Origin of the sequence: Pseudomonas cedrina subsp. cedrina (genome assembly GCF_001983175.1) — a bacterium.
Taxonomy (GTDB): domain Bacteria; phylum Pseudomonadota; class Gammaproteobacteria; order Pseudomonadales; family Pseudomonadaceae; genus Aquipseudomonas; species Aquipseudomonas cedrina.
This window is the reverse complement of sequence record NZ_MNPW01000002.1, coordinates 408994-430901: the sequence shown is the minus strand read 5'-3', so window position 1 is coordinate 430901 and position 21908 is coordinate 408994. Positions and strand designations below refer to the sequence as shown.

Sequence of the window (21908 nt, the reverse complement as noted above, 5' to 3'; positions counted from 1 at the left end):
GCGGGGCGTAAAGACGGCGTAAAGAGTGGGTTTATGCGGGGTTTACAGGGGCATTTTCGGCGGCTGGGCGGGCCTCATCGCGGGCAAGCCCGCTCCCACAGGTTGATCGGCGTTCGTTCAGACACCCGCTCAAGTGTGGGAGTCGGGCTTGCCCGCGATGAGGCCCGCCCAGCCAACACCGCACCCAACTGGTGCAACCCGGCCGATATTCAAACGCCAAACCATCCCCCACACGACGCTTGCTCCGCTTTACGACACCGATTTCCAGCCTGGCATGCCCGCTGCAACACCTTGAATCATTCCAAACCGTTCAGGGAGCAACACAATGAACACACAACTCAAACCCACCTTGGGCACCCTGCACTTATGGGGCATCGCCGTCGGCCTGGTCATTTCCGGGGAATACTTCGGCTGGAGCTATGGCTGGGGCGTCGCCGGAACCTTGGGCTTCCTGGTGACTTCTTTGATGGTCGCCGCGATGTACACCTGCTTCATCTTCAGCTTCACCGAACTGACTACCGCGATTCCCCACGCGGGCGGCCCGTTTGCCTACAGCCGTCGCGCCTTTGGCGAGAAAGGCGGCTTGATCGCCGGCCTCGCGACCTTGATCGAATTCGTCTTTGCGCCCCCCGCCATCGCCCTGGCCATCGGCGCTTACCTGAATGTGCAGTTTCCGGCGCTCGACCCCAAGCACGCGGCCGTCGGCGCGTACATCGTATTCATGGGCCTGAACATCCTCGGCGTCAAACTCGCCGCAACCTTCGAGCTGGTGGTGTGCGTGCTCGCCGTCGCGGAATTGCTGGTGTTCATGGGCGTCGTCGCGCCCGCCTTCAGCTTCAGCAACTTCGCTCTGAACGGCTGGGCCGGCTCCGACACCTTCGGCGCCCCGGCGATTGCCGGCATGTTTGCCGCGATTCCCTTCGCCATCTGGTTTTTCCTCGCCATCGAAGGCGCGGCCATGGCGGCCGAAGAAGCGAAAGATCCGAAGCGCACCATTCCAAAAGCCTACATCAGCGGCATCCTCACCCTGGTGGTCCTGGCCATGGGCGTGATGTTCTTTGCTGGCGGCGTCGGCGACTGGCGCACCCTGTCGAACATCAACGACCCGTTGCCGCAAGCCATGAAAACCGTGGTCGGCGACAGCTCCGGCTGGTTGCACATGCTGGTCTGGATCGGCCTGTTCGGCCTGGTGGCGAGCTTCCACGGCATCATCCTCGGCTACTCGCGCCAATTCTTCGCCCTGGCCCGCGCCGGCTACCTGCCGTCGTTCCTCGCCAAACTGTCGCGTTTCCAGACACCGCACCGCGCCATCCTCGCCGGCGGCGTGGTGGGTATCGCCGCCATCTACAGCGACGGCCTGATCAACCTGGGCGGCATGACCCTGACCGCCGCCATGATCACCATGGCGGTATTCGGCGCCATCGTCATGTACATCATGAGCATGCTCAGCCTGTTCAAACTGCGCAAGACCGAACCACTGCTGGAACGCACCTTCCGCGCCCCCGGCTACCCCATCGTGCCCGGCATTGCCTTGGTGCTGGCGCTGGTATGCCTGGTCGCCATGGCCTGGTTCAACACACTGATCGGGCTGATCTTCCTGGGCTTCATGGCCGTGGGCTTCGCCTACTTCCAGATGACCGCGCAAGACCGCGCCGATGCACCGGCGGATGCGATGTTGACCGGGCTCTGATCCCATGGAGGCAGAACGGGCCTACACTGAACTAGTAAGAAAGCCCGTTACTCAAAGCAGCCATTGCCGTGGGAAAATTCTCCCACGGCAATCTGCCTCAAGGAGAGCCTTATGCCGTGGTATGCATGGTTGATTTTAGTGGTCGCGATCGGGTCGATCGTCGGTGGCCTGATGATGCTGCGTGACAGCGCCAACAAAGTCGAACTCACCGACGAACAACGCAAGCGCGTGGCCGAGCGCAACGCCCAGGCGGACGCCAAGGACGCGCAGGGTCGCTGAACCTTGGGTTACTCCCAATCCGCCTTGGCAATCTGCAACCCGTGCTGCCCCTTATAGGCAGCACGCTCCGGCTGGCTCCAGCCATTGAGCAACTCCTCTTCCAGCTTGTACACCTCGACCCCCAGCGGACGGCACACCGTCAACGGATCCTGCGCCTCCGGCCCCCACATCGGCAGCGACAAATCCCCACCGGGGCAGGTCGACAACGCACACAACACATCAATCTCAGCAAAAAACTCCAGATAATCGCCCTTCTGCGCCGGGCACGCCTTCATGAAATACATGTCGTCATGATTCAGGCCCGTGCACTGGAAAATATTCAGCACGTCATGCACATCGAACTCCGTCAGACCGTGAGGTAAAACCGCCCGGGTCAGGTTCGAATGACAATGGTGATGAAAGTCCTCACCGGTCAGCATCCGGTTCACATACGGATCACACCGCGTGCCGAGCAAATCATGCAGACGCCCGCCATGCTCATCGATGCCATAACTCGCCAGGCTGTCATCGGTGATCGTCAACAGAGGCCGCAAAAACGGCAGGTTCGACCACAACCGGTCATGGGTACTCACATGCGCGCCCTGCAACTGACGCGTGCGCGCCGCCCACAACCGCTCGCGCGGGTCATGGGCGTTCCACACATTGAAGTCGCCCACCTGCGGCCCCACCGGCGTCGTCACCCGAAACACATGCCCGGCCGGCACCTTCCACGCCCTGCCCGTACGGATCGGCACCTCGAACTGCTCAACCAACGTGCGCTGCGCCTTCCGGTCACGCACACGCTCATAAAACGCCGTGTCGACCTGCAATGCAGAACCTTTACCGACCTGATACGCCGCCGGATAGTCTTTGAACATGATGCAAATCCTCGATCAAGAGTGAGTAAACAAAGCCAACGACAGGCGCTCCGAATCATCCAGGTACAAGCTCATCGCCTCCCCTGCCGCCGGCTTGTCATGGTTGAGCAAGAGCTGGTAAATCTCACGATCACGCTCCAGCCAAGGCGACTGGAAACGCTGCTCATCGGGCGCCGCACAAAACACCAGACGCAGTTGCGCGATCACCTGGGCAAAAAACTCATCGAACAACGGGCTGCGCATCAACCCGACAATCTGCTGATGAAACACCAGGCTATGGGTAGCGACCGCCCGCCAGTCCTCACGCTCACGGGCCAGGGTTGTCGCGTCGATTGCATTCTGCATGCGCTCGGATTGATCGTCGGTGAGAGGGCCACTCTGAGCGATAGCCTGCAACTCCAGAGTGCGGCGGACCACAAACAAATCACACACCTCCTCCCGTTCCAGCCGCCGGACCATGACACCCTTGTTGCGCACATAGCGCGTCAGCCCTTCCTGGCCGAGACGGTGCAACGCTTCGCGAATGGTGTTGCGCGATGCGTTGTAGGCGGTTACCAGTTCGGCTTCGATCAGTGGCATGCCTGGTAACAGCCGCCCGCCGATGATATCGGTGCGCAGCTCCAGGGCGATTTGGTCGGCTAGGGATAGGGTTAGGGTCATGGTTACCTTGGGATTGTTGAACAATCTGTTTAGTAGAGGTAATCACGTTTCGTGCCAAAGCGTTTGAGTTTGAACCGCGGGATCCTGACTAAGAGAAAGGCCGGTCAATGACCGGCCTCCTCGGCTTACTTAATTGAGCACCAGCCTCTCGCGGTTCTTTTCCAGCAACGCCTTGCCGATCCCCTTCACTTCCAACAATTCGTCCACCGCCGTGAACGGACCATTGCTCTCGCGGTAGGCCACGATCGCCTTGGCTTTCGCGGCGCCGATGCCGAACAGATCACGCCGCAGGGTTTCGGCATCGGCGGCGTTGAGGTTGACCTTGGCGGGTTGCTCGGCCTTGGACATCTGCGCGGTGATCGGGGTTGAGGCTTCGGGTTTGATGGACGGGGCTGCGGTGGTGATGACGGAGAGAGTGGTGAGGAAGGCGAAGATGAGGGAGGTGAGGTAGGTGTTTTGCATTTTGACGCTCCATGACATTGGTGAGGGAAAAGCAGCTTTTTCGAAGCTGCTTTTCAAACTTAGGTCATGTTGGAGATTCGTCAAAAATGCTTGAGTAACAGGGTGTTAATTTACGGTTCAAGGCGGCGCTGCTGGTAGATCCAGTCGACGATTTCGCCATCGGGGGAGTACCCGCTCACGGTGTCTCGCAGCAGTTGGCGGACGCGGGTGTAATCGTCCTGATCCACCGCGGCCAGCAGCTCGGTCAGCTTGCTCTTTAGCACTTCCCAGGAAAGATGATCTTCGTTAGCGCTCATGATCATGGGGTGCCGGGTGGCGACTACGTTGTCGCCAATCAGTAACTCTTCGTAAAGCTTTTCGCCAGGGCGCAGACCGGTAAATTCGATGGCGATGTCGCCGTGAGGATTCTTGTCGGAGCGCACGCTCAAGCCGGAGAGATGGATCATTTTTTCGGCAAGCTCGACAATCTTTACGGGTTCACCCATATCGAGTACGAACACGTCACCGCCCTGCCCCATGGAGCCAGCCTGGATGACTAGCTGGGCAGCTTCGGGGATAGTCATGAAGTAGCGGGTGATTTTTGGATGGGTGACGGTGAGGGGACCACCTGATTTGATTTGCTTATGAAACAGTGGAATTACGGATCCGGATGACCCCAGTACATTACCGAAACGCACCATGGTGAAACGGGTTTTGTTGACGCGCGAGATATTGAATTTATCGCCGAACATGACCGGAGCGGCCTCGCGACTCAAAGCCTGGAGAGTCAATTCCGCAAGACGTTTTGTACTCCCCATCACATTGGTTGGGCGTACGGCCTTGTCAGTTGAAATCAGGACGAAATTGGCCACCCCTACCTCAAGTGCCGCTTGCGCAGTATTCAGCGTACCAATAACGTTATTCAAAACGCCCTCGGCAATATTATGCTCCACCATGGGCACGTGCTTATAAGCCGCTGCGTGATAAACCGTATCGACTCGCCATGTCTTCATGACGTCCACCAACTTGGAGGCGTTGCGCACGGAGCCAAGGATCGGTAGCAGCCTTATTGGGAGAGACTCCCGAGTTACGCGCTGTTCGAGTTCCGAGAGAATGCAGTAGAGATTGAACTCGCTGTGCTCAAAGAGCAACAGTGTGAGAGGGCGTAACGATAAGATCTGGCGGCAGAGCTCAGCACCAATAGAACCGCCCGCGCCCGTCACCAGTACGCACTGCCCCTCGATACAACGCTCCAGGAGCTCGGTCTGAGCCGGAACAGCGTCACGGCCTAACAAATCAGCAATGTCGACCTCTTGAATATCATCAACTTTGACTCGCCCACTGGCCAAGTCCATAAAACCGGGAACACTGCGTACGTGCAGTGGGAAACCTTCCAGGAAGCTCAGAATTTCACGGCGGCGCCCTCGGTTGGATGAAGGAATCGCCAAAAGGATCTCTTGCGCGCCGGTAGCGTCGATCATGCGTTGGATATGCTTGGGTTTGTAAACCTGAAGACCGGCAATGACCCGATCAGCAATACTTGCATCGTCATCGATAAAAGCAACCGGACGCATCAATCGCCCCATTCGCAGTGCTGCAACCAATTGATTGCCTGCCGCGCCTGCGCCATAGATAGCAACACGGGGCAGGCCATCTTCCCGATTGGTAAAGGGCACGTGCTGCGATGCGGAGAACCAATCGCCGAGAAAGTACTGACGCATGGCCAGGCGCAGCCCGCCAACCATGATCAGGCTGAGCCACCAATAAATAAAGACGATGGAGCGTGGAACAACATGTACCTGATTGCTGTTCCAATACACCACGAGCCCCAATATCAACGCTGATAAAGTGACGGCTTTGAAGATCGCGATAAGAGCATCGTTACCAAAATACCGCATGACCGCGCGGTACATTCCAAAACGTATAAACAAGGGAATAGCGACCACGGGAGCCGCGGCAAATAACCAGAGATGGTCACGGAAAGGAGTAGCCATCTCATCAATTCCCAGACGCACGATAAAGGCCAGCCACAACGCAGCCCAAACGACCACAATGTCTGTAGTCACTTGAATAAGCCGTTTGTTGCGACGCGGCAACCCCACCAGAATCGCCCGTAACCTATCCATAATCCCTTCGTCCACCTGAAAACGTTCCTGTATTTATGACTGTGCGGCTGGCTCCCGCCTTACTTAGTGTCAACCTTTTCCAGCTCGCCGGCATGAAACTTGAACGCCAGCACAACCAATGGCACGTAAGCGATAACAACACCGACAGCACCGTCCAGCCCTAGCATGACCACGGACATTGCAACCGGCAACAGCCAGAACAGATTCAAACCTGCAACCGCAAGCGTTACGGATAAATGGCCGCCATACCGCCGAGAGGCAAATTGATACGCGTGACTGCGATGAGCCTCGTATACCTTGTCACCGCGCACAAGGCGGCGGATCAATGTAAAAGTCGCATCTACGATGAATACGCCCAGCAGAATCAACCACGCCCATAGCAATTGAGAGGATACCCAAGCAGCTTGGATTGAAAAAACACCCAGGACAATACCGAGGAACCCGCTTCCTGCGTCTCCCATGAATATACGCGCAGGCGGAAAATTCCAGCATAAAAAGCCTGCTACTGCCATCGCCAGAACGAGCGGTAGTAAAACCAAGCCGGAGTGACCGCTCAACGCGCAAATCAGGCACATACCCAAGCACGCACAGATGGCTTCAACACTGGCAATACCGTCAATTCCATCCATGAAATTGTACAAATTAAGCATCCAGACGAGGTAGAAAGCGGCAAGCACAACCCCCACCCAACCTAGGTTTACGGTGACACCGAAGAGCACTAACTCAGGCATACCACCCAGCCAGTATAGTGCCCATGCTGAGGCCGCAAAGTGACCGAGTAACCGCCACCGGGCGGCGATATGCCCGTGGTCGTCCATGAAGCCAATTATCGCGATCAATGCGCCCGCGCCTCCCACCGCAAGCAGGGTTTGAAGTGACACCGCCTGGGTCCATCCAAGCAAAGGCAACGCTAAAAGGAAGGACACTACAATAGCTACTCCTCCTCCCCTTGGAGTGGGTACAGAGTGGGAACTACGTGCAATAGGGATATCAATGATGCTGTTAGCAAGAGCATAGCGCCGCAGCGAGGCGGTCAGCAGGTACGACAAAAGAGAGATAACGACGACAAGCCACCAATAACTCATTGTTTTTTATCACTCATGTACTGCGTTGCTACTGTCTTGAGCGCGTCATTTACCGACACTGGAGGATTCCATTGCAACAAGGTTCGGGTCTTCTGAATATCAACCTGCAGCGAGCCGCAAAGCCTTTGGGATAAGGCGTCTTTACCAACAAGCTTGGCTGCGCTGCTGAGCATCCAAGAGGGTACCGGTAATAAACGCGCATTTTTTCCTAACGCAGCTGCGGTTCGGCGCAGCAACTGCGTCGTAGATAAATCTTCCCCATCACTTATCAGAAATATCTGGTTTGCAGCAGCGGGATGGTTGATAGCCGTGATGATGAGATCCACGAGGTTATCCAGCGCCACCAGACTACGACGGTTGTCGATAGCACCGAAAGGCAGCGGAATGCCCTTGTCCAACCAGCGCATCATATTCAAGAAGTTAGCCTTGACTCCTGGCCCGTACACCAAAACAGGTCGGATGATCACGACTTCCATCGCAGTGCGGCCTGCCAATGCAAGCAGCCCCTGCTCGGCTTCAAGCTTGGAAACACCATATGGATCACTCGGTGCTGGGGTGTCATCAGCCGCGTAAGGCTTACCTGACCGAGTCCCTTCGCCGTTGACCTTAATGGAGCTGATAAAGACGAAGCGTCGTACGCCAGCTCGGACGGCCTGTTCCGCCAGATTCAAAGTGCCCTCCACATTCACCTTGCGAAAGGCGGCCAATGGATCAACTTCGGTATCACTCATGACATGGACGCGTGCTGCGCAATGAATTACCGAGTCGACGCCGACAAGGCTCTCACGCCAATTTGCGTCATCGAAGGAGTCGAACTGAACAACGTCCACATCTTCGTTGATAGCATCGGATTCATTACGCACAGCTGCAGTGACGCGAACGCCGTCCGCGACCAGGCGACGCATCACCGCCCCTCCGACAAACCCGGTGGCCCCAGTCAAGAAAACAGATTGCGACATCACAGACGTCCTTTGCGCAAAGTTGCATCACGAAACAGCTGTTCCAGGCGAGCCAGGAGCGTAGGTTTCGAATAATTAGCCAGATAATACTCGCGACCAGATTTGCCCATACGAATACGCTCATCCGCATCAGTGGACGCCAACTCGAGCGTGATTCGCGCAAGGGCGGTTGCGTCACCGGATGGGCATGCCAGCCCGGCTCCCGATGCCTCGATAACGTGTGCCGCCTCACCGTTAATCATCCCGAGGATAGGCTTACCGGAAGCCAGATAGGCCTGGACCTTACCCGGTATGGTTTTCTCGAAAACATCATTGGTCTTGAGCGAAACCAGCAAGGCGTCTGCGCATGCGAATAAGCCGGGCATTTCCTCAAGAGGGTGTCGACCCAACAGCAGCACATTATCCAGGCCTCGTACTTCAACCTGGTCCGCAAGCCAATCGCTCATACGGCCGTCGCCGACAATGACCCAACGCACCGCTACAGTACCCAGCAAGGTCTGGGCGGCCTCTATCACAGCGGGCAGATCCTGCGCTTCTCCCAAATTGCCTGCGAACAAGACGGTAAAAACCGATGGATCGTGCGTCAACAATGCAGAGGGATTTGGCGTAGCGGTAGAAAAATCGTCCTCTGCCCAACTTGGAAAATAGACGAGTCGCTGCTGATCAATTTCCCGCGTGCAGTAACGCCGCACATTTTCAAAAAAACCGTGTGATTGAAGCAGCAGGTAGTCCGCACGATTGTAGATCCAGGAGACTACTCGCCCGACACAGCCCAATAACAGGGGATGACGTAACACGCCAACGGCGCGAAGCGTTTCGGGCCATAAATCCAGGACCCAAATGAATACCGGTATTTTTTTCAAGCGACCGATGATGATGGCCGGGATCGCCGCCATGATGGGCGAGACCGCGTACACAAAAACCGCATCAAACTGTTTACCGCGTAGCTTCCACACACCCAGCGTAGAGGCCATGGTGAAGAAGGAAAGGTAATTCATTATCAGGCTGATGCTTCGCTTGCCCCTAGGGATCAGCGGCACGCGTACAACACTCGCGCCGGAATACTGACTGAAGCTTTCCGGATCAGTCCGGTAAGGTTCATACACCCTACCCTCGGGGTAGTTCGGCAGCCCCGTCAGCACCGTAACCGTGTGGCCTTTTTCGGAGAAATCACGGACAAGGTCGTTGATACGCATATTTTCGGGCCAAAAATATTGCGTCACCACTAGAATATTCAGCTTATTATCAGGCATCTGCATGGCTCAATCAGTAACGCTTCCAGACAATGCGATTCACATAATCTGTATAACTGTGAACAAGCCTGACGACTTTTTCTGACACGTTCGGCATGCTGTAGTCGCTTACCAGACGCAAGGTGCGATCCAGATTCGTACCTTGGCTCTCAAGAATGCCAAGCCCCTGAAGTACGCGATTAACTTCCAGGCCAACCATCATCACCGCCGCCTCTTCCATCCCTTCAGGCCGCTCATGTGCTTCCCGAATGTTCAGGGCGGGGAAATTTAAAATCGACGACTCCTCACTGATAGTACCGCTGTCCGACAGCACGGCCTTGGACGTCAGCTGCAGCTTGTTATAGTCCTTGAAACCGAGCGGCTTGAGCAATTGCACATTTTTATGGAAGGTTATCCCCATCGCGTCCACGCGTTTTTGCGTACGCGGGTGAGTGGAGACGATGACCGGAAGATCGTAGTGGGCGGCTACGGTGTTCAGCACTTCCACCAGTTTAAGGAAGTTTTTGTCCGAATCGATGTTTTCTTCACGGTGAGCGCTGCATACAAAAAACTGGTTCTGCTGCAAACCAAGGCGATCAAGGACGTCCGAATTTTCAATGCCCGATCGGTAGTGGTTGAGCACTTCAAACATAGGGCTGCCCGTCTTGATTACCATATCGGGTGGTAACCCTTCACGCAGCAGATAATCCCGAGCAATCGTGCTGTAGGTCATATTGATATCGGCGGTATGATCAACAATCCGCCGGTTGATTTCTTCGGGGACGCGCATATCGAAACAACGATTGCCCGCCTCCATATGGAACGTTGGAATCTTGCGGCGCTTGGCAGGAATAACCGCCATGCAGCTGTTGGTGTCTCCGAGCACTAACAAGGCTTCCGGCTCAACTTGTGCCAGTACACGGTCAACCGTAATGATCACATTGCCAATCGTTTCCGCGCCACTTGCACCCGCAGCATTCAGAAAGTGGTCAGGTTTGCGAATACCCAAATCTTGAAAAAAAATCTCATTGAGTTCGTAGTCGTAATTTTGCCCGGTATGAACCAACACATGATCACAGTGTTCGTCCAGAGCGGCGATAACCCTTGATAGACGAATAATTTCGGGCCGCGTGCCGACGACCGTGACAATTTTCAATTTTTTCATGACTGCATCTACTCGAGAAAATGTTTAGGCTTCGGTGCCGACCGGCAACGCATAGGTGTCCGGGTGCTCACGGTCGAACACCTCGTTGGCCCAGAGCATAACAATCATCTCTTCATCACCAACGTTAGTAATATCGTGGGTCCAACCTGGCACCGTCTCGACAATTTCCGGCTTGTCGCCAGTAGTAAACAATTCGTAAAACTCTCCCGACGCGATGTGACGAAAGCGAAAACACGCGTTCCCTTTGATCACCAGGAATTTTTCGGTCTTCGAATGATGGTAGTGCCCGCCCCGAGTGATACCTGGATGCGCAGTAAAATAAGAAAACTGACCAGAATCCCGGGTCTTGAGCATTTCGACAAAGACGCCCCGCTGGTCACCGTACTTTGGAACGTCGTAGGTAAAGTGTTCTGGAGGGACATAACTCAAATAGGTCGAATAAAGCGCCCTTGTCAGTCCTGTGCCCACAGCCTCAGTGACCAAGGTTGCACGGCTGTCGCGGAAGGCGGCTAACTGGTCCGCGACCTCTCCGACAGTTGTGGGGTAGACAGGCTTGACAGAAACAAATGGATCGCCAGAGAGCCGACCGTCCATGACTTCCAGAAAGTGCGTGATCACGTCATCAACGTAAACCAGCGTCAGTGCGGCGTCAGGATTGTTGATTTTGATAGGCAGATTGCGAGCGATGTTATTGCAGAAAGTCGCCACAGCCGAATTGTAATCAGGACGAGCCCATTTTCCGAAGACGTTAGGCAGGCGAAAAATATGCACTGGCACATCATGCGTAGCACTCAGGTCCAACAGTGCCTGCTCGGCCGCCAACTTGCTGGCGCCGTAGGCATTGTCCAGCTCCGCCTGGCTGGATGAGGTGTAAAGCACGGGAGTTTTCTTGCCGCTGGCGATAATGCCTTCACAGACCGCACGGGTCAGATCCGTATTTCCGGACCTGAAGTCTTCAGGGTTCGTCGGCCGATTCACCCCAGCCAAGTGAAATATGAAGTCTGCCTGCAAGAGCATTTCGTTCAGCTCGGAAAGACTGTCCTCACGTGAGAACTGCAATACCTCAATGTCTTTGCGAACCTTCAAGTGAGCATGGAGGTTCCTTGCGACAAAGCCGTTGCTGCCCGTGATCAGTACCTTCATTGCTTACTCCTCAGGTGTGGCATGTTCGCCACGCTGGATAGCGCGCATGAATTCCAGCTTCAGCAGTAACGCCTGCATCCCATCGACGTCAAGGCGATCGGTGTTGTGAGAGTTGTAATCCTCCATAGTGGAAATCTTCTCCTCCCCCTGCTCGACGTACTTACTGTAGTTAAGGTCGCGCAGATCGGGCGGCACACGGAAGTATTGGCCCCGGTCTTCAGCGCACGCCATCTCTTCCCGACTCAAAAGCGCCTCATATAGTTTTTCCCCGTGGCGGGTACCGATGATCCGGATAGGATGTTCGGGAACACCGAGCAGGGAAGTCAGAGCACGAGCCAAGGTTTCGACAGTTGCTGCGGGAGCCTTCTGGACGAACAGATCGCCATTATTCCCGTGCTCGAAAGCATAGAGAACCAAGTCAACAGCATCCGCCAGAGTCATCATGAAACGCGTCATGCTCGGGTCAGTAATCGAGAGTGCTTTTCCCGCCCGAATTTGATCGATGAACAATGGGATGACTGAACCACGGGAAGCCATAACATTACCGTAGCGGGTGCCGCATATGACTGTCTTGGCTTCGTCGACGTTGCGAGACTTAGCGACCATGACTTTCTCCATCATCGCCTTGGAGATCCCCATGGCGTTGATGGGATATACAGCTTTGTCGGTGCTTAAGCAGACAACACGCTTGACCTCGTTCTGTATGGCGGCCTCCAGTACGTTGTCGGTGCCAATAACGTTTGTCTTGACTGCCTCCATCGGATGAAACTCACAAGAGGGAACTTGTTTTAGAGCCGCAGCGTGAAAAATGTAATCGACGCCTCGGGTGGCGTTGAGGACGCTTTGGAAATCACGCACATCGCCGATGTAAAATTTCAACTTCGGGTTATTGTAGTGCTTACGCATGTCGTCTTGTTTTTTTTCGTCACGACTGAAAATGCGAATTTCACTGATTTGGGTATTCAAAAAGCGCTTTAAAACAGCATTACCAAAAGAACCCGTGCCGCCAGATATGAGTAGTTTACTTCCATCAAACATAATTTCCCCCAAACCGCGCATACAATTCTGAATATAAAATGAGCCTACCCACGACCAAACTAAACGTCGAATATCGACACAAATCTTGCCGGTTTTCGACATCGTACAGGAGGCAAGGAAAGCAACGCCGGAAAGCAAAGAGCTGAGCAGCAGCCTACCTAAGGTTTGAGCGAGAGTTTAGCACGACATCGGAGCGGAAAAGCACGCCTCCAGAAGCTGAGAGCAAGGCTCGCCCGAAACGTGTCTGCTCGGGCACAGCCCATGAGCGCAACCGACAGGCGTGACATGAAATGACCAGCGCTGCGCTTGTTTTGGTCTACCGTAGCCTGCGTGCTCATACAGCCGACCTGCCCAAATAGAAAAAGCGCAAGAGGCATCCCATACTCGATTCGCGAAGGTGTATATGCATGGAGTGGACTGGAAAATCAAGGCACGAAAACATAGAAAAAATTCGAACCGTAAATCCGGATTGTGGGACAATAAACGACTCGTGTGATACCGCGTCCGAAATAACGACTGAGAGTGAGTACGGTGAATTGACACAGAGCATAGCGCCAGAAACCACGGTAAAATTATCATTAGTAGTACCCGTTTTTAACGAGGCAGAAACTGTATCCTTATTTATTGACTCTGTCTCGAGCGTGTTTGACTGCGCTCCCCTGATCGAACTTGAAATTCTCTTTATTAATGACGGGAGCACTGACGACACCCTGCCCCGGCTGATTGAATTACAGAATATAGATTCTCGCATTCATATAGTTGATCTCAGTAGAAATTTTGGAAAGGAAGCAGCCCTTACAGCAGGGCTACAAATTTGCACGGGGCACATAGTTGTGCCAATTGATGTTGATCTGCAAGATCCTCCGCAACTGATTCCCGACATGATTGCAAAGTGGCGAGATGGGTATGAGGTTGTCCTCGGTCGCAGGACCGATAGGGATTCAGACTCATGGGCGAAACGTTCTTCTGCGAACTGGTTCTATCGCATCCATAACAAAATGACCAGCTCGAAAATTCCAGAAAACGTGGGTGACTTCCGCTTGATGGACAGGTGCGTAGTGGAAGCACTCAAAGAACTTCCTGAGTCAAGGCGCTTCATGAAAGGGTTGTTCGCGTGGGTAGGCTTCAAAACGACCTACATCGACTATGCCCGCCCCCAACGTTCTGCTGGTACAAGTAAATTCAACGGCTGGAAGCTGTGGAACTTTGCGCTGGAGGGGATCACCAGCTTCAGTACAGACCCCCTTAAGATATGGACCTATCTCGGCCTCATGTTCTCCGCGGTTTCATTTTTGCTCGCCATTTTTATAGCTTTGAAAGTTATCGTCCACGGCATTGATGTACCGGGTTATGCATCGATCATGGTTGCCGTCACATTTTTGGGTGGACTACAATTAATCGGCATCGGCATACTGGGTGAATATTTGGGCAGAACCTATATTGAATCCAAACGGCGTCCAGTTTTCCTTGTGCGCCAAATTTACGGGAGCAAACGCTGAATCATGGACCTTAAAGAAACCGAAATTCTCGGTGATGCAATCAATGACCATTGGTATTACAGCTCGAAAGTAAAAGCCGTAGAGAAATTTCTCGGCGAAACGCCAATTAATACGATCTTGGATATCGGTGCAGGGTCAGGCTTTTTTTCGAAGCACCTACTCCAACACACCTCAGCCAAAGAAGCTTGGTGTGTTGATATCAGCTATGCGTCCGAATCGGACGAGATCTACTTAGATAAACCACTGTATTTACGTAAATCCATTCAAACCATCGATGTTGACCTAGTCATGCTCATGGACGTGCTTGAGCACGTTGACGATGACATCGGATTGCTGAAAGAGTACGTCGAAAAAGTCCCTTCAGGCGCTACGTTTTTGATAACTGTTCCCGCTTTTAAGTTTTTGTGGAGTGGACACGACGATTTTCTTGAACATAAACGCCGCTACACCTTGCTACAGATGGAATCCGTTGTAGAGGCAAGCGGGTTGGAACTGAAAAAAGGCGCTTATTTTTTTGGTGGCGTGTTTCCAATAGCAGCGGCTCTTCGTCTGGCTGACCGCAGTCAATCGAAAGCCAGAATACCGAAATCGCAACTGGCGCAACACAGCCGCTTTACTAATGCACTTTTAAAGGGCATCTGCGACTTGGAATTACCTATTATGAATTTTAACCGAGTCGCAGGTTTATCCGTATTTTGTGTTGCACAAAAACCATAAACAAGCAGATGCAGCAACAGTATCGAGGGAGAACCGAAGGTGATTGGCCAAGATGACACGCAGAAAAAGGTACTACGCTTTTGTGCTACAGGCCTGCTTGTAACCTCGACTCACGCATTTATCGTCTGGCTCATGGTAGGTGTACTTTTTTTCTCACCACCGCTATCGAATGGTATTGCGTTTATCATCGCTACCATTACTTCCTACACAATCAATACCCTTTGGAGCTTCTCCCAGCCTTTACAGAGACACACACTTTATAAATTTATCTGCGTATCGATAATAGGCTTCACTGCCTCAGTCGTCATCGCATGGGCAGCGCAAGCACTCGGTTTAAATTACTTTCTTGGCATCGTCGGTGTAGTTTTAACGGTGCCCGTCATGACATTTATACTGCATAGCACCTGGACTTATCGCGAAAACATGCAAAAATAAAATTCAGTGCTCTTTCCACATTGCATACCCACATCTTAAGGACCTAGAGATGTACTCTCTGAAAGCACTCATTTTTGACAATTCTTGGACGAATATAAATAAAAGAAACATTCAGGTAAATTTTGCGACCTTCAGCGCTCATTTTTTTATAGCTTTTACACTCGTTATTGGGCTACTAGGCTTTCTAACGATAGGAACAGACTTATGGGATGGTGTGATTGTCTCGCACGCCGTCTCACTAGCGAGACCCGATGTATACCATGAATGGTTCAGTGAAGCTGGATTATTTTTCACTCCATATATATACGATGCGATATACCTATTTCGCAGCGTATTGGGTTACGAGCTTCTTGCAAAAATCTTCACAGTATTTTTCTTAATTCTGTCGGCGTTTGAAGCGGCCAAAATTGCATCAAGATACTTTGAGATACCGCCACGGATAAAATTCTACACTGGCATTCTGTTTTACCTATCGCCTGCATGGGTGCTCTACTATTCAAATATTTATCTGATGCACTCGCTGACGCTGTTTACCACGTTGATCTGTACTAGATACGTCCTTGACCGCAAAGCAATGACGGTATGCCTTCCCTTACTTCTACTGGCATTCCAACAATCCTCAAACGCCCCGCTTTCCATATCACTAATATTGCTAAGCAGCATATTTCAACAGACCAAAATCAAAGATAGATTGATAAATCTAAGTGCTATATTGTTTATAACTGTCGGCTTTTTCGCCCTTAGAAAACTCTTTCCAACCTACGGGCTTTATGACACCTATAACGAAATCCAACTCAGCAACATTTTAGACATACGCAACTATCTCAGCCTGATAAAATACTTTGTAATTCTCTACTTACCGAGTTTTATTGCCGTGGGGATGGCATTATATTATCGACCTGATAAAAAAATACTGTACCTACTCGTCGCTATATTTTCGGGCATTCTGTTCAACGGAGTTGCCTACATCGCCGTAAACAAGCTACCAAGCGTTTCAGAAATCGGGCTGATGCACGGCGAGTCGCTACGTTTTACATTCACCAGCACTATCTTTTCCGTATTATTGCTACCTGCAGTCTGGCAATCTCTAGCGCAGGCGCCTCGGTTAAGATTGTCGGCATTAACAGTAATATTGATACACGCCTGTGCACTTAATATTTATGCACATGAAGGAAAGATGAAAGAAGTGCTCTTTCAACGCGGGATGGTTAACGAGATAAAAAAACTTAGTCCCGCTCTTCCTTCCTGTGCCATCAATATTCAAAGCACAGGCGTAGGAACTTTGACAAACTATGAATACGGCGACATATTCTATAGAGCCTATGGCGAGACAAATCAACTGCCGCTTGGGGACTCGAAAGATCCAACCTCTGACATGGAAAAGATTTACAGAAAACTCCCAAAAGAAAGTTACAAAATCAAGTACTTCATACCCCTACAAATGCCAAAGTGCATTGTCGACATGAGCGTGACCACATCGGTGGCAACGTGGAACTTTGGGAAAACTTTTACCCAGTATCTTTCGAGAAACAATCAAGCTATCGTAGCTCTAACAGTCTCGAAAGTAAGAAACCTCTGACTTTTATGGCGGTAGAAGATTCCTTTGCATACCTGGCGATCTTCTACCGTGATGAAGCAGTCAATGATTAGAGCGCAAAGCAGAAAAAATAAATTTTTCTTTCTGGCTGATGTCAGGATAACTGATAAGTACCGCTCGATAAGTTCCCTTGAACACAAAGAAACTGCCAGCAGCAACTCCTACCACCCCACAACTCGATATAACTTTCGCCATATCGTCTAAGGAACCGGCGCCACCAAGAATTGTAACTGGAGTGCTTACGGTCTTGCGCAACTCTAACAATAACTCGAGATCATAGCCTTTCATTCTTCCGTCGTTATCAATCGAATTAATGACAATTTCTCCCGCTCCCAGCGCCTCCATTTCCTTGGCAACATCAAGCACATTACGCTTTGTGTTGACCTTGCCGTTATGCGTCCAGACATCGTGCTGCTTACTCAGCAGGCGCTTTTTATGATCCAGCACCACGACTACACTTTGCCTACCGACCTCATCTGCTATTTGAGTCACTAAGTGAGGATTGTCCAATGCGGCAGAACTAATCGCCACTTTTTCTACACCTGATGCGATTATTTTCTGAGCTTGACTCGCGGTGCGTATACCTCCACCGTAACAAAGCGGCATTCGACATTCAGCGGCTAAAATCGCTATTTGCTTATAATTAGGTTCGCGATTTTCGACCGTAGCATCAATATCCAGAACGATCAGCTCATCGGCTTCCTTTTCATTGAAAATCTTGACTGCGTTAATGGGATCCCCTACGTACTTGGGGTCCTTAAAGCGAACGGTTTTCACCAGTCCGCCATCATGAATTAACAAACAGGGAATAATTCTAGGTCTTAACATTTCATAATTCCGCGAAATTTTTTAGAAGCGCTACACCAAAGTGATGGCTTTTTTCCGGGTGAAACTGGACACCGTAGATGTTTTCCGCAGAGACTGCGCAACTAAAATTCAAACCATACTCGGTTCGAGCGGCCTCATGCACCTTTTGCGCACATTCAAAATAAAAAGAGTGAAGGAAGTAAAATCTTGCATCTGTTTCCAGCCCCCTAAACAAAGCATGCCCAAGCAGCGACTCGACATCGTTCCAACCCATATGAGGCAACGGTATTTTTTCTAATTCAGGCACTGAACGAAAATGTCGCACATGCCCAGGAATCCATCCCAGCCCTGGAAGTGAGCCCTCCTCACTACTTTCGGCGAGCATTTGCATACCCACGCAAATACCGATTACTGGTATTTTTTTGTTCAGTACCAACTCGTCAAGCGTTGCGCGCATACCTGAAGCGTTCAACCGTTCCATAGCATGATCAAATGCGCCTACCCCCGGCAGGATGAGCTTCGTGGCCCCACTCAATTCCTCCGGTACACGAGCGACAGCTACAGGAATGTGCAGACGCTTATAGACATTCACAAATGCCTGAATATTCCCGAGGCCATAATCAATAATAGTGATCATCTAAACAGCCTTCTTTCCAACCCCAGCGCAGACAGCACGCGCGCTCCTAGGCCAATCATAAAACGTTTGTTCTTATAGTCGTGAAAAGTCTTATTTTTTCCATCAAACAGTTTCTGCAACTCCTCGACAGTTAAATCAAGCTTGCTTGCAACATATTCAAATTCCGATTTCAGGAATTGCTCGTCCAACTCCGGCTTGGAAATACGCTCCAATGCGGCGTCCCGAGTCATTTGACCAGTCATGATAAGGCTGGAAAAATGCGCGCGGCGCTTTTCATAGCCAAATTTACGGGGCATCCAGTAATCTTCGTAAAACCGGGTAAAACGCGACTCGTGGTGTTTGTGCTGAAACTTCTTCCAACCAAACAAACGTTCTAGAGTCGCCTCTGCATCGTGCTTAATGTAAGGAACTAAGTTCAGCGGGCGTACCACCCGCATTCCCAAAACGTAGCGGTAGTAAATTTTATAGGCCAATACGTCAACAATAGGAAAGCTTTTCAACTTACGTGAGCCGAACTGACTATGAATATCGTTGATCAGTGTTTTGTCGATACCCGGATAGGCACCCCACTCTTCGGGTTCCCGGCAGCACTCAGTCGAAAAATTTCCGCCCGTGAGTACATACTTGATTTTGTGAGCTTTGGCGAACTTGTATAAGCCCGAGAAGAAAGCGGTGTCTTGGGGGATATCCTGATCGGCTACTTGTGCCTTGAGAAAGGCGAGCTGGAGGCTCTTCATCTCTTCCCAGTTGATGACTTCGGTATACAAGTCTAGACCCAACCCATCGACCAGTTTCTCGATGTTGCCAACCGCCTGATCGGTATTCCATCCAGCATCCACGTGGAAAAGTAAGGGGCGCAAACCCATTATCTCCTTGGCAACATACGCAAGGTAAGAACTGTCCAACCCACCGCTCAAACCAATGATGCAGTCAAAATCACGTCCCTTGCAGTCGGCTTTGATCCGATCAGCAATTTTCATCAATTGCGCTTCCCCCCGTGCATCGACATGCCAATTGGGTTGGATGTTCGTACGAAAATTAGCACAGTATTCGCAGCTACCCTGTGCATCAAAGCTGATGTGAGGGTCGGACGTATCCATAATACACGTGTTACAAATTTGGTAGCTCATGCTGCCCCCATTCAAATCCTACTATTGACCTCAAGGGCGCTCCATAAACCTACGCACGGAGCACTCATCCTTTAAAAATAATACTTTTTTTCCAAGCGCTTTATACTCGTATCCCAAGAATGAATCGTAAGATACCTGAAGGTGGCAATCTGGAAAAACCGCAGGTTCAGCAACACAGTCAGCCAACGAAACCAAACGCGTTACCGACTCATCGTAGACGTGACGTGGATGCAGCTTCACCACGATAAAAAAATCAAACTTTTGTTTGACACGCTCGAGAAAGTCAATCTCGGTATTCAAAAATGGTGCCGAAGAAGCAAGAAAAAGTACTTGTTTATCACTGCCCATGTCTGCAAGCGTGAGCTTAGGTCGAATAATATCAGTTCTTTTAAACTGATAATATCGCGAAAAAACCGTTTCAAACTCCTGATCAAATACAAACAAGCAGTCAACCGGGCCAAACGTGTGGGAGAAATCGAGGTCTGGGTGTATATACGCATGTTGAATAATCGAACAATCCGCCATAAGGTGCGTTGCAACATAGTCCCACCGTTGCAGATTGCAGTCGGTCACCACTTGCCTGCCAGCTTCTGATAATTTTATTAAAAATAACGAGTAGCATACGAATGGTAGAACGTCCACCGCGTGAAAAATAAGATCCTGCCGCCGCACCCCATGATGCCGTTGATATAAAAGAATGTACCAAATGACCCTCCAGACTGTTAACAGTGCACGCAGATAGTCCCTGGCATCTAGATAACGAAGCATTGCCCAAGGGCGTCGGCATTCGAATTTGACTCGCGTATCGAAATCATCGAACAAATAATGAAACAACTTGAGATGCGCAGTATTGGGTAGACAAACCAAAGGCGGCAGATCTTTCACTTGCCTTCGCCAGAAAGGTAATACGGACGCGAACGCCATTACCAAATTGACGAGTGCCGCTACCACAAGCACAGGCAGAATTACAAACTTTAAAACCGACAACAGCCACAGCATTGGTTTGCCGTAGCGCTTGCATAAGGACAACAACGGCATAATCTTATACTGAGGTAAGGCGTCTGCCATGGGATCCAAGGCAAGAAACTTGGCCTTCATTGATCGATCAAGGCAAACCTCATTTACATAGGCGTGGAGAACGAGCTTAGCCAATCCCCCTATTTCCTTACCGCTTTTCATGTAAGCACCTGATAAAAAGCAAACGGCTGCACAGCAGTAAAACCCCATAAAAAACCAAATTAAACAACTCGATCCACTGCAACATACTACCTCTAAACATACTTAGAAATAAAAGCAACTCAGACACAAATATAAACAAGAATACAGGCCCCAGCCGATAACGAAGGGCATACAGACCACAGATGAATAGCGAATATAAAAAAATGGGCACCACCCAGAATACATAACTACCATAGTTCAGATATAGCTCGGTTTCGATCGGCCACTGCTGAGTAGCTGACTCATTAAACCACTGTGATGGATAATATATAGATGTCAGCCAACGACTGATATCATGCAAATATTCATCAGAAGGCACACCTACAAATGTCATCCACTTATTAAATGGGTAGCTCACCGTCAAAAAAAAGTCAGGAGGCATATCCCGCAATATCATGTCATGTAGAAAAATGGTATTAAAATAACTCAGAAAATACTCAAGTAACATTTCAGGGGTACTGTAAAAACCATTTGACCGAAAATACATCGCAAAGCTAAAAGCGAACACGAATCCGAAAAATACGAACACACCTTTTTTAAGCGTAAACCTCATCGCACTCAGCCAAGGAATGCTAAAGAAAATCGCAAAATAAAAAATCCTGCTTTTTACACCTTGAATATAGGCACAGAAGATTAGCGCCACAATCACCGATAATACTAGAAACCAACTAACTCGGTGTTGGGTACGCCAGTAGAAACCCAATACGAACGCGAGAAAATTAGAGCTCATAATGAGTAAAAAATTAAGCAGACCGAAACCTTTCTTCTTACCAAGATACGTTTCGCTGTAGTTACCGAACCAAGCATCAGCACCGCCAGTTACCTGAAAAAAGTACGTGCTTCCGAGAATAACCAACACGGCGAAAGCGAACAATAGCGAAGGACTTACTCGGTACTTCAAAAATAAATTTTGAGCATGCTCTCGCTGGAGGATCACCTCAAAGGTACGTGTAAAGAAAAAGAAAAGAGCAAACACATAACCAAATGACAAAATTGCCTCATCAGAGACTTTAGACCAATCGTTGGTTTTCCCCCAAGGTAATACATATGTCCAGCTCATCCACTCCAGCGCATAGAACAATATGCTGGGAAAAACCAGATAGAGAAAGTAACTACCGAACACAACATTTGAAGGACATAGCACATCCTTATTCCTGAAAACAAGGAAAATCAAGACAATAAAACTAGCCACC

At 50.8% G+C, this 21908-nt stretch carries 21 protein-coding genes; 6 read left to right on the top strand and 15 right to left on the bottom strand.

Going from position 1 to position 21908, the window contains the following annotated elements; translation table 11 throughout:
* Positions 1 to 325: 325 nt before the first annotated feature.
* Positions 326 to 1690: an ethanolamine permease gene (gene eat, locus BLL36_RS05080; protein WP_076950382.1), complete on the top strand. Its 1365-nt coding sequence runs from the start codon at positions 326 to 328 to the stop codon at positions 1688 to 1690.
* Between the two features lie 111 nt (positions 1691 to 1801).
* On the top strand, positions 1802 to 1969 hold the full coding sequence (locus BLL36_RS05075; RefSeq protein WP_076950381.1) for a DUF2897 family protein: 168 nt from the start codon (positions 1802 to 1804) through the stop codon (positions 1967 to 1969).
* Between the two features lie 8 nt (positions 1970 to 1977).
* On the opposite strand, the gene BLL36_RS05070 is transcribed toward BLL36_RS05075, so the two are convergent.
* From BLL36_RS05070 to BLL36_RS05025, 10 genes are all read right to left on the bottom strand, one after another.
* Complete coding sequence (locus tag BLL36_RS05070) at positions 1978 to 2826, bottom strand: urea carboxylase-associated family protein (RefSeq protein ID WP_076950380.1); 849 nt, start codon at positions 2824 to 2826, stop codon at positions 1978 to 1980.
* A gap of 15 nt (positions 2827 to 2841) precedes the next feature.
* Complete coding sequence (locus BLL36_RS05065) at positions 2842 to 3486, bottom strand: GntR family transcriptional regulator (protein WP_076950379.1); 645 nt, start codon at positions 3484 to 3486, stop codon at positions 2842 to 2844.
* Positions 3487 to 3615: 129 nt separating this feature from the next.
* Positions 3616 to 3948: a ComEA family DNA-binding protein gene (locus tag BLL36_RS05060; protein WP_076950378.1), complete on the bottom strand. Its 333-nt coding sequence runs from the start codon at positions 3946 to 3948 to the stop codon at positions 3616 to 3618.
* Between the two features lie 110 nt (positions 3949 to 4058).
* Positions 4059 to 6056: a polysaccharide biosynthesis protein gene (locus BLL36_RS05055; protein WP_162279248.1), complete on the bottom strand. Its 1998-nt coding sequence runs from the start codon at positions 6054 to 6056 to the stop codon at positions 4059 to 4061.
* Between the two features lie 56 nt (positions 6057 to 6112).
* Positions 6113 to 7138 carry an MraY family glycosyltransferase gene (locus BLL36_RS05050; protein ID WP_076950377.1) on the bottom strand — a complete coding sequence of 342 codons (1026 nt, stop codon included), beginning with the start codon at positions 7136 to 7138 and terminating at the stop codon, positions 6113 to 6115.
* A complete protein-coding gene (locus BLL36_RS05045) occupies positions 7135 to 8097 on the bottom strand; it encodes a UDP-glucose 4-epimerase family protein (RefSeq protein ID WP_076950376.1) in 963 nt (320 codons plus the stop codon). Before BLL36_RS05045 ends, BLL36_RS05050 begins: the two co-directional genes overlap by 4 nt.
* The gene (locus tag BLL36_RS05040; RefSeq protein ID WP_076950375.1) at positions 8097 to 9350 is read right to left on the bottom strand and encodes a glycosyltransferase family 4 protein; all 1254 of its coding nucleotides are present in this window, start codon (positions 9348 to 9350) and stop codon (positions 8097 to 8099) included. The genes BLL36_RS05045 and BLL36_RS05040 overlap by 1 nt, the downstream gene beginning before the upstream one ends.
* A 13-nt stretch (positions 9351 to 9363) precedes the next feature.
* Entirely contained in the window at positions 9364 to 10494 is a 1131-nt protein-coding gene (wecB, locus tag BLL36_RS05035) for a non-hydrolyzing UDP-N-acetylglucosamine 2-epimerase (protein WP_076950374.1), read from the bottom strand.
* A 24-nt stretch (positions 10495 to 10518) separates the two neighbouring features.
* Positions 10519 to 11637 carry a UDP-2-acetamido-2,6-beta-L-arabino-hexul-4-ose reductase gene (wbjC, locus tag BLL36_RS05030; protein WP_076950373.1) on the bottom strand — a complete coding sequence of 373 codons (1119 nt, stop codon included), beginning with the start codon at positions 11635 to 11637 and terminating at the stop codon, positions 10519 to 10521.
* Between the two features lie 3 nt (positions 11638 to 11640).
* Positions 11641 to 12675, bottom strand: coding sequence for a polysaccharide biosynthesis protein (locus tag BLL36_RS05025; RefSeq protein WP_076950511.1), 1035 nt, complete (start codon positions 12673 to 12675; stop codon positions 11641 to 11643).
* 407 nt (positions 12676 to 13082) lie between these two features.
* Between BLL36_RS05025 and BLL36_RS05020 the strand changes: the two genes are divergently transcribed.
* From BLL36_RS05020 to BLL36_RS05005, 4 genes are read left to right on the top strand one after another with little or no spacing between them, the layout of a single operon-like run.
* Positions 13083 to 14174, top strand: a complete 1092-nt coding sequence (locus BLL36_RS05020) for a glycosyltransferase family 2 protein (protein ID WP_083735260.1) — start codon at positions 13083 to 13085, stop codon at positions 14172 to 14174.
* Between the two features lie 3 nt (positions 14175 to 14177).
* Positions 14178 to 14891 (top strand): class I SAM-dependent methyltransferase, encoded by a 714-nt coding sequence (locus BLL36_RS05015; RefSeq protein ID WP_076950372.1) that lies wholly within the window; start codon positions 14178 to 14180, stop codon positions 14889 to 14891.
* 39 nt (positions 14892 to 14930) lie between these two features.
* Positions 14931 to 15326 carry a GtrA family protein gene (locus BLL36_RS05010; protein WP_076950371.1) on the top strand — a complete coding sequence of 132 codons (396 nt, stop codon included), beginning with the start codon at positions 14931 to 14933 and terminating at the stop codon, positions 15324 to 15326.
* A gap of 49 nt (positions 15327 to 15375) precedes the next feature.
* Positions 15376 to 16905 (top strand): hypothetical protein, encoded by a 1530-nt coding sequence (locus tag BLL36_RS05005; protein WP_076950370.1) that lies wholly within the window; start codon positions 15376 to 15378, stop codon positions 16903 to 16905.
* A 60-nt stretch (positions 16906 to 16965) separates the two neighbouring features.
* Here the strand turns inward: BLL36_RS05005 and BLL36_RS05000 are convergent, their stop codons facing one another.
* Genes BLL36_RS05000 through BLL36_RS04980 form a run of 5 tightly spaced genes read right to left on the bottom strand, consistent with a single transcriptional unit; the run spans position 16966 to position 21907 of the window.
* A complete protein-coding gene (locus BLL36_RS05000; protein ID WP_076950369.1) occupies positions 16966 to 17751 on the bottom strand; it encodes an AglZ/HisF2 family acetamidino modification protein in 786 nt (261 codons plus the stop codon).
* Between the two features lies 1 nt (position 17752).
* Positions 17753 to 18367, bottom strand: coding sequence for an imidazole glycerol phosphate synthase subunit HisH (hisH, locus tag BLL36_RS04995; RefSeq protein ID WP_076950368.1), 615 nt, complete (start codon positions 18365 to 18367; stop codon positions 17753 to 17755).
* Positions 18364 to 19497, bottom strand: coding sequence for an N-acetyl sugar amidotransferase (locus tag BLL36_RS04990; protein WP_076950367.1), 1134 nt, complete (start codon positions 19495 to 19497; stop codon positions 18364 to 18366). The genes hisH and BLL36_RS04990 overlap by 4 nt, the downstream gene beginning before the upstream one ends.
* A gap of 30 nt (positions 19498 to 19527) precedes the next feature.
* Positions 19528 to 20676 (bottom strand): hypothetical protein, encoded by a 1149-nt coding sequence (locus BLL36_RS04985; protein ID WP_076950366.1) that lies wholly within the window; start codon positions 20674 to 20676, stop codon positions 19528 to 19530.
* Positions 20663 to 21907, bottom strand: a complete 1245-nt coding sequence (locus tag BLL36_RS04980) for a hypothetical protein (RefSeq protein ID WP_130925962.1) — start codon at positions 21905 to 21907, stop codon at positions 20663 to 20665. The genes BLL36_RS04985 and BLL36_RS04980 overlap by 14 nt, the downstream gene beginning before the upstream one ends.
* Position 21908: the final 1 nt, after the last annotated feature.